A 15,270-nucleotide genomic window follows, 5' to 3' on the forward strand; every position below is an offset into this window, starting at 1 on the left:
CTGCTATGATAAAAAAGTTATTAATTGCGAATCGAGGAGAAATTGCCGTCCGAATTATCCGGGCTTGTCGTGAGCTTGGAATAGAGTCTGTTGCTGTATATTCTGAAGCGGATCGGGAATCCTTACATGTTCAGCTTGCAGACGAGGCATACTGTATTGGACCAACAGCTTCAAAGGACAGCTACTTAAATTTCACAAATATCATTAGTGTTGCTAAGCTGACAAGCTGTGATGCGATTCATCCGGGGTATGGATTTTTAGCTGAAAATGCTGATTTCGCTGATCTTTGTAGAGATGTAAATATCACATTTGTTGGACCTTCTCCAGAAGCCATCTCTAAGATGGGGACGAAGGATGTAGCCCGTGAGACGATGAAACAAGCCGGTGTTCCGATTGTTCCAGGATCTCAAGGAATCATTAAAGATGATGCAGAAGCCATCGAATTGGCAAATAAAATTGGTTACCCAGTTATTATAAAAGCAACTGCTGGTGGGGGTGGAAAAGGAATTCGTGTTGCCCGAACGGAACAGGAGCTAATTAAAGGCATAAACATTACCCAACAAGAAGCATTAACTGCTTTTGGTAACCCGGGTGTATATATCGAAAAGTTTATTGAAGAGTTCCGACATGTTGAGATACAGGTTCTTGCAGATAATCATGGTCACGCTATTCATTTAGGGGAACGTGATTGTTCTATCCAAAGAAGACTGCAAAAGCTTCTAGAGGAAACGCCATCTCCAGCCCTAGACGGTGAAATAAGACATGAGATGGGAACAGCTGCAGTTAAAGCAGCGTTAGCAGTTGATTATTCTGGTGCTGGGACAGTAGAATTTATTTATGATTATCAAAACCGTAAGTTTTACTTTATGGAAATGAATACTCGTATTCAAGTAGAACATCCTGTTACGGAGATGGTAACTGGAGTCGACCTTATTAAGGAACAGATTAAGGTGGCATCTGGAGAAAAGCTCAGTTTAACCCAAGAAGAAGTTACCTTTAATGGGTGGGCAATTGAATGTAGAATTAATGCAGAAAATCCAATGAAGAAATTTATGCCTTCACCTGGTAAAATAGAAATGTATCTTCCACCTGGTGGTTTAGGAGTTCGAGTGGATTCGGCTGCATACCCTGGCTATACGATTCCTCCTTACTATGACTCGATGATAGCTAAGTTAATTACGTACGGAAGTACAAGAGAAGAAGCGATCGCACGCATGAAGAGAGCATTAAGCGAATTTGTCATAGAGGGAATTCATACAACCATTCCATTCCACTTAAAACTCTTAAATCATGAAAAATTTGTTGAGGGAGACTTCAACACGAAATTTCTTGAAATGTATGATTTAATGGAAACAGGAAAATAAAGATGGAGGTGCTCCTGTATGAGCGAAAATAACATCTTGGAAATGAACCCAGGAAACTCAGGTCTTGGGAAAGTAGAGATTGCACCTGAAGTGATTGAGGTAATTGCTGGTATTGCTGCTTCTGAGGTAGAAGGCGTTTCTCAAATGAGAGGAAACTTTGCATTAGGGGTCGTTGAGCGATTAGGCAAAAAAAATCATGGCAAGGGCGTTAAGGTGGAGCTTGGAGAAGACGGAATTAAGGTTGATGTTTATTGCTTAATGAAGTTTGGTGTTTCCATTCCAACTGTTGCTCAAAAGGTTCAAGATAATATTCGACAAGCGCTTTTAAATATGACTGCACTTGATGCAAAGGAAGTAAATGTTCATATCGTTGGTATCCAGTTTGAAAGTGCGAAGCAAGAGGTTGAACAAGAACAAGAGATGTAATTTACACATTCTAAGGAGTCAAGGACAACAAAAATGTCTTTGGCTCTTTTTTCTTTCGTGCATTTCATGTATGATGAGTTATTATGCTATGATCATATAGACAATTAGAGTATTTCAACCATAAAGGAGTTTAGGATAGATGAAAAGAAGAACGGCAAGAGAAAAAGCATTACAAGCATTGTTCCAAATTGATATGAGTGAAGCAAATCCAAGAGAAGCGATCCTGCACGTATTAGAAGAAGAGCTTGGTGATGAGTATCTCACCAATCTGGTTGGTGGGGTTGTGGAACACAAGGAAACAATTGATGGAATGATTAAAGAGCATTTAGAAAAATGGACAATTGATCGAATTGCACCAGTGGATCGGAACCTGTTAAGAATGGCTGTTTACGAACTTGTATACTTAAAAGAAGAAGTACCTGCAAACGTTGTTATTGATGAAGCGATTGAAATTGCAAAAATTTTTGGAGATGAGAATGCTAGTCGATTTATAAATGGAGTTCTCTCTAAAATTAAGAAACAAACAGAAAAGTAGTAATTCCGTTTTTCGAATAGGGGGAAGGTTATGGAAGCGCAAACGATAAATGGTAAAGAATTAAGTATTAAGAAGAGAGTAGAAATCCAAGAAAACGTACAAAGCCTAAAAAAAGAGGGAGTAGTACCAGGCCTAGCTGTTATATTAGTAGGGAATAACGATGCATCACGTACATATGTGGCTAATAAACAGAAAGCTTGTAAGGAACTTGGAATTTATTCTGAGCTTATAACCTTCGACGCAACTGTTACTCAAGATGTTTTGTTATCTAAGATTCATGCGCTTAATGAGAACAAAGATATTCATGGAATATTGGTACAACTTCCACTTCCTAAGCACTTGGATGAAGACGAAATAATTGATGCGATCTCACCGATGAAGGATGTTGATGGCTTTCATCCCATTAATGTCGGAAAAATGGTCATAGGACAAGATGCCTTGATGCCTTGTACGCCCTCAGGTGTAATGGTGATGCTTGAAGATCATGGGATTTCTCTATCTGGAAAGCATGTAGTGATTGTAGGGCGAAGCAATATCGTCGGAAAACCCCTTGGGCAAATGTTGCTAAACCAAGATGCTACGGTTACGTATTGTCATTCGAAGACTCATGATTTGGCATCATTCACAAAGCAAGCGGATATATTAATTGCAGCTGTCGGTAAAGCCAACTTTATTACTCCTGATTATGTCAAAAACGGAGCAGTGGTGATTGATGTTGGGATCAATCGAAACGAAGAAGGGAAGCTCTGTGGTGATGTTGCCTACCATCAGGTAAAAGAAATAGCTTCCTACATTACCCCAGTACCAGGTGGTGTTGGTCCAATGACCATTACGATGCTTATGTATAACACAGTCAAAGCTGCACGAAAAGCTATTGAACGATAGATTTGTAGGTGAAAACAGCCATCTTTTATAGGATAATCCCATTTTCAAGCGTTCAAGACGTGACTGAAATGAGATTTATCCTTATAATTAGATAGGACTGTTTTTTTGCTTCTATAAATACCTTTGTGATAAAGGAGTACTAAATGGAAGAGAAACAATATGTAACCATAACGGCCTTAACGAAATATATAAAAAGAAAGTTCGACGCCGATCCGCATTTACAGGATATGTACGTCAAAGGTGAAATTTCAAATTTTAAACAGCATTCAAGTGGGCACATGTACTTTACCTTAAAGGATGAAAAAGCAAGAATTTTAGCAGTCATGTTTTCTAGCTTTAATAAATCCATTAAATTCAGACCAGAAAACGGAATGAAAGTGTTAGTCAAGGGCGATATAACCGTCTACGAACAAAGTGGTCAGTATCAAATGTACATAAAAGAAATGCAGCCCGATGGAATTGGTGATCTTTATTTAGCTTTTGAACAGTTAAAGGAGAAGCTTTTAAAACAAGGATTATTTTCTAAGGAATACAAAAAACCTTTGCCAAAATATCCACACACAGTCGGGGTAATTACTTCGCCTACAGGAGCGGCTATAAGGGATATTCTAACAACCCTTAAAAGAAGATACCCGATAGCTAATATTTTAGTCATTCCAGCTCTTGTACAGGGAGAACAAGGTGCTGCATCTATTGTAAAGGCAATCGGACAAGCCAATCAATCTGATGACATTGATGTATTAATTGTTGGCCGCGGTGGGGGATCGATTGAAGAGTTATGGGCGTTTAATGAGGAAATAGTGGCAAGGGCCATTTTTGATTCTCGTATTCCGATTATCTCTGCAGTTGGTCATGAAACTGACACAACGATAGCGGATTATGTCGCAGACCTTCGTGCTCCAACTCCAACGGGTGCCGCGGAGCTTGCTGTTCCGCATATTGATGAATTGATTGAGCGGGTTTTAACAAGACAAACAAGGATTATTCGAAAGATTAAAGAAAAGGTAAATGTGCAAGCACAGCGATACGATCGTTTAAGTAAATCTTATGCCTTTAAGTATCCACAAAGATTGTATGAACAAAAGCTAGAACAGGTTGATAAGTCAACAGAACTTTTACAAAGAGCAGCACAAGCTCTATTTTTAAATAGAAATGAAGAGTATATTCGTGCCAAACGAAGACTTGAGAGAAATAATCTAAGTACTCTTCTTCAAACATCTGTTCAGCAGCAAACAAAGCTAGAAAAGGCATTAAATCGTACCTTTGCTAATCTTCTCTTAGCTAAGAAAAAAGAACATCAAAGAGTAAATATGGCTTTGGATGCTTTAAGTCCTCTGAAAATTATGGATCGGGGATATAGCCTCGTCTATGATGAAGAGGATCGTCTAGTTAAAAGTACCGGAAAAATTCAACCAAATGATCATATTAAAATAAAACTTGTAGATGGTTCTATCACTTGTGAAGTGTTAGAGATCGAGGGGAAGGATCAAAAAAATGAGTAAAGAATCGAAAGTTTCTTTTGAAGAAGCGATGCAGCAGCTTGAAGACATCGTTGAACAATTAGAGGAAGGTGATGTTCCTCTTGAAGAGGCCATTTCCATTTATAAAAAGGGAATGGAGCTTTCCAAGTTATGTCACGATAAGCTTCGCAATGTGGAGGAACAGCTAACAGAAATCCTTACTGAGAATGGGAAGAAGGAAACCTTCTCTATTCAAGAGGAGGAATAAAAGTGGGACTTACCACCTTTTCTAAAAAGTATAAACAGCTAGTAGAGTCTTATTTAAAAGAATCTGTTAGTCATTTGACGGCACCTTCTATGATCAAAGAAGCAATGCTCTATTCGTTAGAAGCAGGCGGCAAACGTATTCGTCCCTTATTACTTTTCGCAACTTTAGAAGCTTTTGGGAAGAAAGGGGAAATAGGTTTAGAAACGGCAGCGGCTATAGAGATGATCCATACGTATTCCTTAATTCATGATGACCTTCCAAGCATGGATAATGACGACCTTCGAAGGGGAAAACCAACCAACCACAAGGTGTTTGGTGAAGCGTATGCTATTCTAGCGGGTGACGCCCTTTTAACTTATAGCTTTCAGGTTGTATCAAATGCTTCTTCTGACCATATCCCGGCTGAAGTTAAACTTAAACTTATAACAGAGCTGGCAAAGGCTTCTGGTGCGGAAGGGATGGTAGGCGGTCAAGTAGCAGATATGGATGGAGAAGGGAAACGACTAAGCCTTGAAGAGCTCGAATATATTCACATCCATAAGACAGGGAAATTACTAGAATACAGCGTTGTTGCAGGAGCAATGATTGCTGGAGCAAATGCTCATCAACGAGAAATGTTTGCTACATTTGCTTACCATTTAGGCTTAGCCTTCCAAATTAGAGATGACATTCTAGACCTTGAGGGAGACGAGGAGATCATCGGCAAGAAAGTTGGCAGCGACGAACAGAATAACAAAAGCACATACCCGTCGTTGTTGACGATGGAAGGGGCAAGACAATCGTTAGTAAAGCATATTACGCTTGCAAAGAATGCTTTAAATAGCATGGAGCTTGAGACGGATATTCTCCAAGAAATTACTGATTTAGTAGCTAATCGAAATCATTAAAAAAAGAGTATATCGGAAAACATTTGGAAAAATGTCTATAATACTGTACTCTTACTATATAGAGAGTTAACAAAACCTACGAACAACTAAGAAGGTAGAACGGCAACAATTAAGAGATGAAAGTGAGTGGTCCTACTAGTGGATCTGTTATCAATAAAAGACCCTTCCTTTTTAAAAGGGCTTTCTCAACAACAACTACAAGAATTAAGTGAAGACATAAGACAATTTCTAATAGAAAAATTATCAGTTACGGGTGGACATATCGGTCCGAATTTAGGGGTAGTAGAGCTAACCATTGCTCTTCATACTTGCTTTTCAAGCCCAAAGGATAAGCTAATTTGGGATGTTGGACACCAATCGTATGTCCATAAAATTTTAACTGGTAGAGCAAGTGAATTTGACACGTTAAGACAATATAAAGGTTTATGTGGGTTTCCTAAGATGGTTGAAAGTGAACATGATGTTTGGGAAACAGGGCATAGCTCTACCTCTTTATCTGCTGCTATGGGAATGGCAATTGCTAGGGACTTAAAAAAGGAGAAATCATTTGTTGTCCCGGTTATTGGTGATGGAGCATTAACTGGTGGAATGGCGCTTGAGGCATTAAATCACATCGGTCATGAAAAGAAGAATCTAATTGTTGTTTTAAATGACAATGAAATGTCCATTGCACCTAATGTAGGAGCTCTTCACAGTATATTAGGAAGACTTCGAACAGCAGGAAAGTATCATTGGGCGAAAGATGAACTAGAGTATTTGTTAAAGAAGATCCCTGCTGTCGGAGGAAAATTAGCAACAACGGCAGAGAGGATAAAAGATAGCCTCAAGTATTTATTAGTTTCAGGTATGTTTTTCGAAGAGATGGGCTTTACGTACTTAGGACCAGTTGATGGTCATAATTATGATGAACTATTTGAAAATTTAGCATACGCAAAAAAAACAGAAGGACCGGTTCTTTTGCATGTCATCACTAAAAAAGGAAAAGGATATCATCCTGCAGAAAGTGACGTAATAGGCACATGGCACGGAACGGGACCATATAAAATTGAAACGGGTGCTTTTCCAAAACCGGCTGAAACACCTCCTCCAGCATGGAGTAAGCTTGTCAGTGAGACGGTTCGGAGGCTTGCTAGAGAAGATGAGAGAATCGTTGCTATAACTCCAGCAATGCCTGTTGGTTCTAAGCTTGAGGGGTTTGCAAGTGAATTCCCTGACCGTATGTTTGATGTAGGGATTGCTGAACAGCATGCTGCGACTGTAGCGGCAGGGCTTGCAACCCAGAAGATGAAGCCGTTTTTAGCGATTTATTCTACATTCCTACAAAGGGCTTATGACCAAGTGGTTCACGATATTTGCCGACAAAACCTAAATGTTTTCATAGGTATTGACCGTGCTGGTCTTGTAGGTGCTGACGGGGAAACTCATCAGGGAGTATTTGATATTGCTTTTATGAGACATGTTCCAAACATGGTGCTGATGATGCCTAAAGATGAAAACGAAGGACAACATATGGTCAATACAGCCTTAAAATATGATAACGGACCGATTGCCATGAGGTTCCCAAGAGGGAATGGAGTGGGAGTTCCATTAGATGAAGATCTTAAAACGATTCCGATTGGTACGTGGGAAGTATTAAAAGAAGGCAATGATGTTGCTATATTAACATTTGGAACAACAATTCCAATGGCAATAGATGCTGCAAATCATCTTGAACAGCAAGGGATTAATGTGAAGGTTATCAATGCGCGATTTATAAAACCGCTAGACCGTCAAATGCTTTCCGATTTGTTTGAAAGTAAAATTCCCGTTTTAACAATTGAAGAAGCGGTACTTCAAGGTGGATTTGGAAGTTCTATTTTAGAGTTTGCTCAAGAGAATGGTTATTTTGATGCACTGATTGATCGAATGGGAATTCCAGATCAATTTATTGAGCATGGAAGTGTGGATGAATTACTCAAAGAAATCGATTTGACTGTTGATTCAACGATTCAGAGAGTAAACCAACTAACACAGATTAAAGGTAAAAAGGGTTCATTACTATGAAAAGTAAAAAAGAAAGAGTCGACGTACTGTTAGTTGAGCGCGGGTTAATTGAAACAAGAGAGAAAGCTAAGCGAGCAATTATGGCAGGATTAGTATATAGCAATGAAAATCGGTTGGACAAACCAGGTGAGAAAATTAGCAGTGATCTACCACTGCTAATTAAAGGGAATGTGATGCCCTATGTAAGTAGGGGAGGTTTAAAGCTAGAGAAAGCCTTAAAGGAATTTGACGTTCATGTCGAAGGTAAGGTTTTGCTAGACATTGGTGCTTCTACTGGCGGATTTACAGATTGTGCATTACAAAATGGAGCTAAACAATCGTACGCATTAGACGTAGGGTATAATCAGTTAGCTTGGAAGCTTAGGCAGGATGAACGTGTGATTGTTATGGAACGGACAAACTTTCGTTATGTGACACCTGCTGATCTTAATGGAGAAATGCCGAATTTCGCTTCAATAGATGTTTCCTTTATATCACTAAAGCTCATTCTACCTGTGTTAAAAACTCTTCTCGTGCCAAATAGTGATATTATTGCTTTGGTGAAACCACAGTTTGAGGCTGGAAGAGAAGAAGTTGGGAAAAAGGGAATAGTTAGAGACCCGAAAGTTCATGAAGCGGTTATAACTAAAATTATTGATCTATCTTTATCTCTAGGGTATGATGTCAAGAATCTATCCTTCTCACCAATTACTGGTGGGGATGGTAATATTGAGTTTTTGCTCCATTTAGGCTGGGAAGGTGAAAAGGAGCAAGGTGTTAACCTTCTATCTAAGAAGCCGAGCCAAATTGTGACAGAAGCTCATGAGGTATTAAAATCAAGGTCGAATGTAGAAGAATAAGCGTTCTGCTTATTCTTCTTTTTATTGAGTAAATTTTGACGAACTAAGCAAAATTATGTATATTTATACATATATGCATTTACAAAAGCTGAAAGAAAAAAACAAAATATTACAGAGTGTTTAAGCACTCAGGGGTGAAAACATGAATAAAGGTCAACGTCATATTAAAATTAGAGAAATCATTACTAGTAACGACATCGAGACTCAAGATGAACTAGTTGATGAACTAAAGTTTGCTGGATTTAATGTCACACAAGCAACTATTTCGAGAGATATTAAAGAGCTTCACTTAGTAAAAGTCCCACTAATGGATGGAAGATACAAGTATAGTCTTCCAGCCGATCAACGTTTTAACCCTCTTCAAAAATTAAAGAGAAACTTAATGGATGCCTTCGTTCGAATTGATAATGCGGGTCATTTATTAGTTATGAAAACATTGCCAGGTAATGCTATGGCCATAGGTGCACTCATAGATAACTTAGATTGGGAAGAGATTTTAGGAACAATTTGTGGAGATGATACCATTCTTATTATTTGTAGAAAAGAAGAAGAAACGATTACGATATCCAATCGATTCCTTGAAATGCTCTAAATAGAGGTGAAACCAGTTGTTAACCGAGTTATCGATTAAAAACTTTGCAATTATTGAAAACCTGACTGTTTCCTTTACTAAGGGATTGACTGTTTTAACTGGAGAAACTGGGGCAGGGAAATCAATTATAATTGATGCTGTCCATCTTCTTGTCGGTGGCAGAGGATCGTCAGAATTTGTACGACATGGTGAAGAAAAGGCCGAAATTGAAGGTTTGTTCCAATTAGAGAGTTTGACGCATCCCAGTTATCAAAAAGTTGAGGAATTTGGAATTGAGATTGAAGAGGGAATGCTTATTTTGAGAAGGGATATTTCACAATCAGGGAAGAGTGTTTGTCGTGTAAACGGAAAACTCGTAACTATTTCTACCTTGCGTGAAATAGGGGCTACATTAATTGATATTCATGGACAGCATGAGCATCAAGAATTAATGGAAGAAGCTAAACACCAAAAGCTTTTAGACCAATTTGGGGCAAAAACGATTTCAAGTCAATTGGCTGAGTATATGAATTTGTATCGAAGCTACGAGCAAACGTCCAAAAGGTTGAAAAACTTAAGTGAAAATGAGCAAAAAATGGCCCATCGACTCGATCTTATCCAATTTCAATTTGATGAAATTCAAAAAGCTCAGCTAGTTATTAACGAAGATGAAGAATTACTTGAAGAAAAGAAAAGATTGTCTAATTTTGAAAAAGTGTATGAGGGTCTTTCTAACAGCTATTCTGTGCTTCAAGGAGATCAAAAGGGCTTGGACTGGATTGGCCTATTAATGAGCCATCTAGAAGACGTTGCAAGTGTTGATGATCAATATAAAGAGCTATCTGAGTCAGTTTCTTCAAGCTACTATGCCTTGGAGGACGTCTCTAGAGAGCTTAGAAGCAAAATGGATAGCCTTGAGTTTAACCCGGAACGTTTGCACGATATTGAAAGTAGACTAAATGAAATGAATCAGCTAAAGAGAAAATACGGAAAGACGATTGAAGAAATCTTAGAATATGCGGCTAAAATAGAAGAAGAGATAGAAACACTACAAAATAAGGAAACACATATTAATGCGTTAAGCAAAGAGCTTGCTGCCATTAAAAAAGATTTAGTCCTTGAAGCAAAAGAGCTAACGGCTACAAGATTAAAGTTTGCAGAGAAATTAACAAAATCAATCCATCGTGAATTAAAAGAGCTTTATATGGATAAAACAGTATTTGAAGTGCGGTTTCACTCCGATTATGATGTGTTCACTCCTACAGGGTGTGACCAAATCGGATTTTTTATTTCTACTAATCCGGGTGAACCGTTAAAGCCGTTGTCTAAGGTAGCATCTGGTGGTGAGCTATCAAGAATGATGCTAGCCTTAAAAAGTATCTTTTCTAAACATCAAGGTGTTACTTCCATTATTTTTGATGAAGTTGATACAGGAGTGTCAGGACGTGTGGCACAAGCCATTGCGGAAAAGATTTACAAAGTAGCTGTTTCTTCCCAGGTCCTATGTATTTCCCATTTGCCTCAGGTTGCAGCTATGGCTGATACACATCTTTATATTTCGAAGGTTACGCAAAAAGGACGGACGAAAACCTCTGTACAACCGCTATCCGAGTCAGATAAAGTGAAAGAAATTGGTCGCATGATATCAGGAGTAGAAATTACCGATTTAACACGTGAGCATGCGAAAGAATTGCTTCATTTAGCAAAAGAAATGAAAGTAACTTGAAAAGCTATCCATAACGGGTAGCTTTTTTTATATCAGTTCAGGTTATAAATGATGGTCAAGCAGGCAAAATTAAAGATGTAGCCATAAAAAAAGAAAAGTGTGTGTGGACTAGAAGCGAGGAGAGTGAAAGATGTTGAGGCATGAACTTCTTAGAAAAATAATTGGTGGAATTCTCCTTGTTTCATTAGTTGCCATAGGATTTTCGAAACCGTTTCAAGATTATCTTAGTATCCCCAAAAGTGTTACCCTGTTTGAAGGTGAAAACCTTATATTACCAAAATCTACTCCTGTATCTGCTGCCGTCACAGCAAATTCAACTCTTTCTATTCAACAAGATGATCAAACTGTTTCATTACAAGCAAAAAAATATGGGAAAGATGAAATGCTGCTTGAGCTAGCAGGTTTCCCAATTAAAAAGGTCGATGTAGATGTATTAAAGGATTTTAAAGTTATTCCAGGCGGACAGTCTATCGGTGTGAAGCTTAATACCGTAGGAGTCCTTGTTGTGGGTCACCATCAAGTAAATACAGCAGAAGGCAAGAAATCTCCAGGTGAAATTGCGGGAATTAAAGTAGGCGACATTATTACAAAGATTAATGATCAAAAAATTGAAAAGATGTCAGATGTAGCACCATTTGTTCAAACGGCAGGTCAAAAAGGGGAAGCATTAAATATTGAAGTTAGCAGAGAAGATGGCAAAGTTGAAACAAAGCTAATGCCGTTGAAGGAAGCAGGAGAAGAGAATTTTAAGCTCGGCTTATATATTCGTGATTCAGCTGCTGGTATTGGAACGATGACCTTTTATCATCCAGAATCGAAAAAATATGGTGCGTTAGGTCATGTTATTTCGGACATGGACACAAAAAAGCCAATCGTTGTTGAGGATGGACAAATCGTTCGTTCGACAGTCACATCCATTGAAAAAGGAAGCAATGGAGATCCAGGTGAAAAACTTGCCCGTTTCTCTTCTGATAAAGAAGTAATTGGGGACATTCAAAGAAATAGCCCCTTTGGAATATTTGGAAAGCTTTCAAAGGACATTACTAATGGAGTAATGGATAAAGCACTTCCAATTGCACTTTCGCATCAAGTAAAAGAGGGTCCAGCTAAGATCCTAACCGTTGTAGATAATGATCAAGTAAAATTATTTGATATCGAAATTGTAAGCACCATCCCGCAAAAGTTCCCTGCTACAAAGGGAATGGTTATAAAGGTAACCGATCCTGAGCTGCTTGAGAAAACCGGTGGAATTGTTCAAGGGATGAGTGGAAGTCCGATTATACAGGATGATAAGGTGGTTGGAGCTGTAACCCATGTTTTTGTTAACGATCCAACATCTGGTTATGGTGTTCATATCGAATGGATGCTCAATGAAGCAGGCATCAATATTTACGAACAACCAAGAGAAAAGGCGAGTTAAGGTTGAGGCATTATGCCTCTTCCTTTTTTTATGAAAAAAAGATTTTTCGACAAAAGTAAGTGATTATGCGTATTAAGTCGAATATGGACGAAAACCGAAGAAAAATAGAGATTTATACCATTTTTTTAGATTTTTTCAAAAAAGAAAAGGATTTACTGTTGCATTGTCGAATTGGTTAGTAGATTATATATATAGATAACTGTTCAGGTGAGAAAACAATCGAGGAGGAAACATGTAGTGAAAAAAATTAAAGTATGTGTAGTTGATGATAATAGAGAGTTAGTAGGCTTGCTTAAGGACTATTTAGTGTCCCAAGAAGATATAGAGGTCATTGGTTCAGCTCATAATGGTCAAGAATGTCTGGATTTATTAGAAAAGGTAACTCCTGATGTTCTTGTTTTAGATATTATTATGCCGCATTTAGATGGATTAGCGGTACTTGAAAAGCTGCGAGACTCCCGGAAATCTCCAATGCCGAACGTCATTATGCTTACAGCATTTGGTCAAGAAGATGTTACTAAAAAAGCAGTAGAATTAGGTGCTTCTTACTTTATCTTAAAACCATTTGATCTAGAAAATTTAGGAAACCATATCCGTCAGGTAAGTGGAAAAACAAGTGCGGTCATGAGATCAAACTCACCATTAACAACAAGTCCAATGTATCGTCAACAAATGGAATCCAAACCGAAAAATTTAGATGCAAGCATTACTAGTATTATCCATGAAATTGGTGTTCCAGCTCATATCAAGGGCTATTTATATTTACGTGAAGCTATTTCTATGGTTTACAATGATATTGAACTGCTAGGGTCAATTACAAAGGTACTGTATCCGGATATTGCTAAGAAGTATAACACAACGGCTAGCCGTGTAGAACGTGCGATTCGCCATGCGATTGAGGTTGCTTGGAGCCGTGGTAATATCGACAGCATTTCAAGTTTATTCGGATATACAGTGAGTATGTCTAAAGCGAAACCAACAAATTCGGAATTCATCGCAATGGTTGCAGATAAGCTTCGATTAGAGCATAAGGCTTCCTGAAAGAGTTAGAAGAAAGTAAAGCCCTAATTCCGTACTTTAGATCTTAAATAATGAAAACCCAATGACGTCTAGATCATTGGGTTTTTCCATGAATAGTATAGATCTAAAAATGATGGTGGTTCCCTTTGTCCTCGTCCTTATCCTTATGATTACATACATGCTCTCTCATTTGCACCTGTTGCTTTTGTAGGACTTTTAATGTTAGCTCAATAACCATTTTTTCTTCAATTTTTGTAAATGTTCCTTCTTCAAAAGGTGCGCAGATTTCTCCTTCTGGACCAAAGACGGTTCCCATTTTTCTATCAAGTGCTTCATCCATTTCAATAAATTGACTTGCGATTAATTCGCAATAAGGCAATTCATTGAAAACCTCCCCACTAATCTGGTTGTACTCTGAGAGATCAGCCGATAGTAATTTTTCTTTTGATGCATATCCGTGTGGTAGTGGTGACGAGTTGAAGTATTCAAACTCAGATGTTTTCGGTCCCATTTTAAAAGCAGGTTTATTTAAAAAGTCAATTTGTGTTACTGCTTGGAACGGTACATCGACTGTTAAGGAGTGAATGCTGGAAGAGACAAAATCCTTCCCTCCTGCTTTAGGTGTTGCATATTGAATGTTTTTTCGAACAAATCCCCTTAAAAACAGCTTGTTTGTCGGTAATAATAAACGACATTGTACTAGCTTTAAATTCTTTTTAATTTTTTTAATTTCTAACACAGGCTCAGGAAACTCAATGATTGAATCAAGGTCAATTTGTACAGTTGTTTCCCCTAATACAACCGGAACTTTCATATAGGGATACGAATTAACTACCTCTGGTGTTACGGGAGTATTGCTTACTTCTTGTTGAACAGAAGATGACTTTACTACTTTTTTCTTCCCGTGAGAATCGTGATGTTTAAAAAATGTCATGTAGACTTTCCCCTTTCTAATGTTTGTTGTTCAAGATTATTGTATGATTCGCTTGTCCCTATGTATGGACCAATGTACGGGTTTTATAGCCTATTTGGCTTTTTATACAAAATAAAAAAGGAACCTTATAAACGACGGCTCCCTCTGGTTTAAAGTTTGATTATTTGATTTTGCCATATCCTGAACTGTTTTTCGCAATATATATCTAATAGTAAAACGGTGTTCGTTTCATCGTCTTTTACATTTTTCGTTGTAATAATGTTGGTAGAGACGATTTCAAGAAGAGGTGCCTCATTTTGATAAATCGTTTGTTCAAAGTGAGTGGAAGGAGTGCCTTGTTGGTCTTGGTTCACAAAATCATACTGAGTTTTTTCATTACTCAAAGGAACCATTGGAGGGTACGTATATTGTAACGTGCATGTTTTTTTCCATGGAATCATAAGATTTTCCAAGTGAATGTTTGAGTTATTCAGTTTTGTATAAGTAATTTCAGCATGAAGTTTTCCGGAAATCCAAAGTCGATTCGCCACTAGGTTTATTTGATATTCAGGTGGATTGGTAGTCCAATTAATATCGAGAATTTTATTTGTTCTTTCACTGATTTTAATGGTTTTATTGATGGTAAAGTCAAATTTAGAGTGAACGATTTCAACAGGACCTCTCGTATAACGTGGGACAGAGTTAGAATTTGGTGAGAGCGGTTCATGAGAGTGATTGTTATTTCTTGTTTGATCATTCATAAAATCCCTACTATCGTATTAATGTTTTACTTAAAAATATGATATTTACTCAACAGTTATCACAAGTCGGACAAAGTTTTGTTTTTGCTCGTACATAATTGATCATATATATTCAAGTTGTGGTATTTCATATATACTTAAAGAACTAATAC

Annotated in this window: 15 protein-coding genes; 13 read left to right on the top strand and 2 right to left on the bottom strand. The window is 37.8% G+C overall.

Features of this window, described 5'->3' with window-relative positions; genetic code table 11:
* The first annotated feature begins 5 nt into the window (after positions 1–5).
* The 13 genes from accC to spo0A all read left to right on the top strand — a co-directional run bounded on the left by accC (position 6) and on the right by spo0A (position 13,465).
* Positions 6–1,364, top strand: a complete 1,359-nt coding sequence (gene accC / locus BKO01S_RS00250; RefSeq protein ID WP_066047164.1) for an acetyl-CoA carboxylase biotin carboxylase subunit — start codon at positions 6–8, stop codon at positions 1,362–1,364.
* An 18-nt stretch (positions 1,365–1,382) separates the two neighbouring features.
* Complete coding sequence (locus BKO01S_RS00255; RefSeq protein WP_066047167.1) at positions 1,383–1,790, top strand: Asp23/Gls24 family envelope stress response protein; 408 nt, start codon at positions 1,383–1,385, stop codon at positions 1,788–1,790.
* 139 nt (positions 1,791–1,929) lie between these two features.
* A complete protein-coding gene (gene nusB / locus BKO01S_RS00260) occupies positions 1,930–2,325 on the top strand; it encodes a transcription antitermination factor NusB (RefSeq protein ID WP_066047170.1) in 396 nt (131 codons plus the stop codon).
* A gap of 30 nt (positions 2,326–2,355) precedes the next feature.
* Positions 2,356–3,210: a bifunctional methylenetetrahydrofolate dehydrogenase/methenyltetrahydrofolate cyclohydrolase FolD gene (gene folD, locus BKO01S_RS00265; protein ID WP_066047172.1), complete on the top strand. Its 855-nt coding sequence runs from the start codon at positions 2,356–2,358 to the stop codon at positions 3,208–3,210.
* A 143-nt stretch (positions 3,211–3,353) separates the two neighbouring features.
* Positions 3,354–4,712 (top strand): exodeoxyribonuclease VII large subunit, encoded by a 1,359-nt coding sequence (gene xseA, locus BKO01S_RS00270; RefSeq protein WP_066047175.1) that lies wholly within the window; start codon positions 3,354–3,356, stop codon positions 4,710–4,712.
* Positions 4,705–4,938: an exodeoxyribonuclease VII small subunit gene (locus tag BKO01S_RS00275; RefSeq protein ID WP_066047178.1), complete on the top strand. Its 234-nt coding sequence runs from the start codon at positions 4,705–4,707 to the stop codon at positions 4,936–4,938. Before xseA ends, BKO01S_RS00275 begins: the two co-directional genes overlap by 8 nt.
* Complete coding sequence (locus tag BKO01S_RS00280) at positions 4,935–5,825, top strand: polyprenyl synthetase family protein (RefSeq protein ID WP_066047181.1); 891 nt, start codon at positions 4,935–4,937, stop codon at positions 5,823–5,825. Before BKO01S_RS00275 ends, BKO01S_RS00280 begins: the two co-directional genes overlap by 4 nt.
* Before the next feature lie 138 nt (positions 5,826–5,963).
* The gene (dxs, locus tag BKO01S_RS00285; protein ID WP_066049416.1) at positions 5,964–7,868 is read left to right on the top strand and encodes a 1-deoxy-D-xylulose-5-phosphate synthase; all 1,905 of its coding nucleotides are present in this window, start codon (positions 5,964–5,966) and stop codon (positions 7,866–7,868) included.
* The gene (locus BKO01S_RS00290) at positions 7,865–8,707 is read left to right on the top strand and encodes a TlyA family RNA methyltransferase (RefSeq protein WP_066047185.1); all 843 of its coding nucleotides are present in this window, start codon (positions 7,865–7,867) and stop codon (positions 8,705–8,707) included. The genes dxs and BKO01S_RS00290 overlap by 4 nt, the downstream gene beginning before the upstream one ends.
* A 142-nt stretch (positions 8,708–8,849) precedes the next feature.
* Entirely contained in the window at positions 8,850–9,299 is a 450-nt protein-coding gene (ahrC, locus tag BKO01S_RS00295; protein WP_066047187.1) for a transcriptional regulator AhrC/ArgR, read from the top strand.
* 16 nt (positions 9,300–9,315) lie between these two features.
* A complete protein-coding gene (gene recN, locus BKO01S_RS00300; RefSeq protein ID WP_066047190.1) occupies positions 9,316–11,004 on the top strand; it encodes a DNA repair protein RecN in 1,689 nt (562 codons plus the stop codon).
* Positions 11,005–11,134: 130 nt separating this feature from the next.
* Complete coding sequence (spoIVB, locus tag BKO01S_RS00305; protein ID WP_439951025.1) at positions 11,135–12,424, top strand: SpoIVB peptidase; 1,290 nt, start codon at positions 11,135–11,137, stop codon at positions 12,422–12,424.
* Between the two features lie 237 nt (positions 12,425–12,661).
* A complete protein-coding gene (gene spo0A, locus BKO01S_RS00310; protein ID WP_066047193.1) occupies positions 12,662–13,465 on the top strand; it encodes a sporulation transcription factor Spo0A in 804 nt (267 codons plus the stop codon).
* 103 nt (positions 13,466–13,568) lie between these two features.
* On the opposite strand, the gene BKO01S_RS00315 is transcribed toward spo0A, so the two are convergent.
* Positions 13,569–14,378 (bottom strand): CsxC family protein, encoded by an 810-nt coding sequence (locus tag BKO01S_RS00315; protein WP_066047196.1) that lies wholly within the window; start codon positions 14,376–14,378, stop codon positions 13,569–13,571.
* Positions 14,379–14,527: 149 nt separating this feature from the next.
* Entirely contained in the window at positions 14,528–15,118 is a 591-nt protein-coding gene (locus BKO01S_RS00320) for a hypothetical protein (protein ID WP_066047199.1), read from the bottom strand.
* Between the last annotated feature and the right edge of the window lie 152 nt (positions 15,119–15,270).

Origin of the sequence: Robertmurraya korlensis NBRC 107688, assembly GCF_001591645.1 — a bacterium.
In the GTDB taxonomy this organism is placed as follows: domain Bacteria; phylum Bacillota; class Bacilli; order Bacillales; family Cytobacillaceae; genus Robertmurraya_A.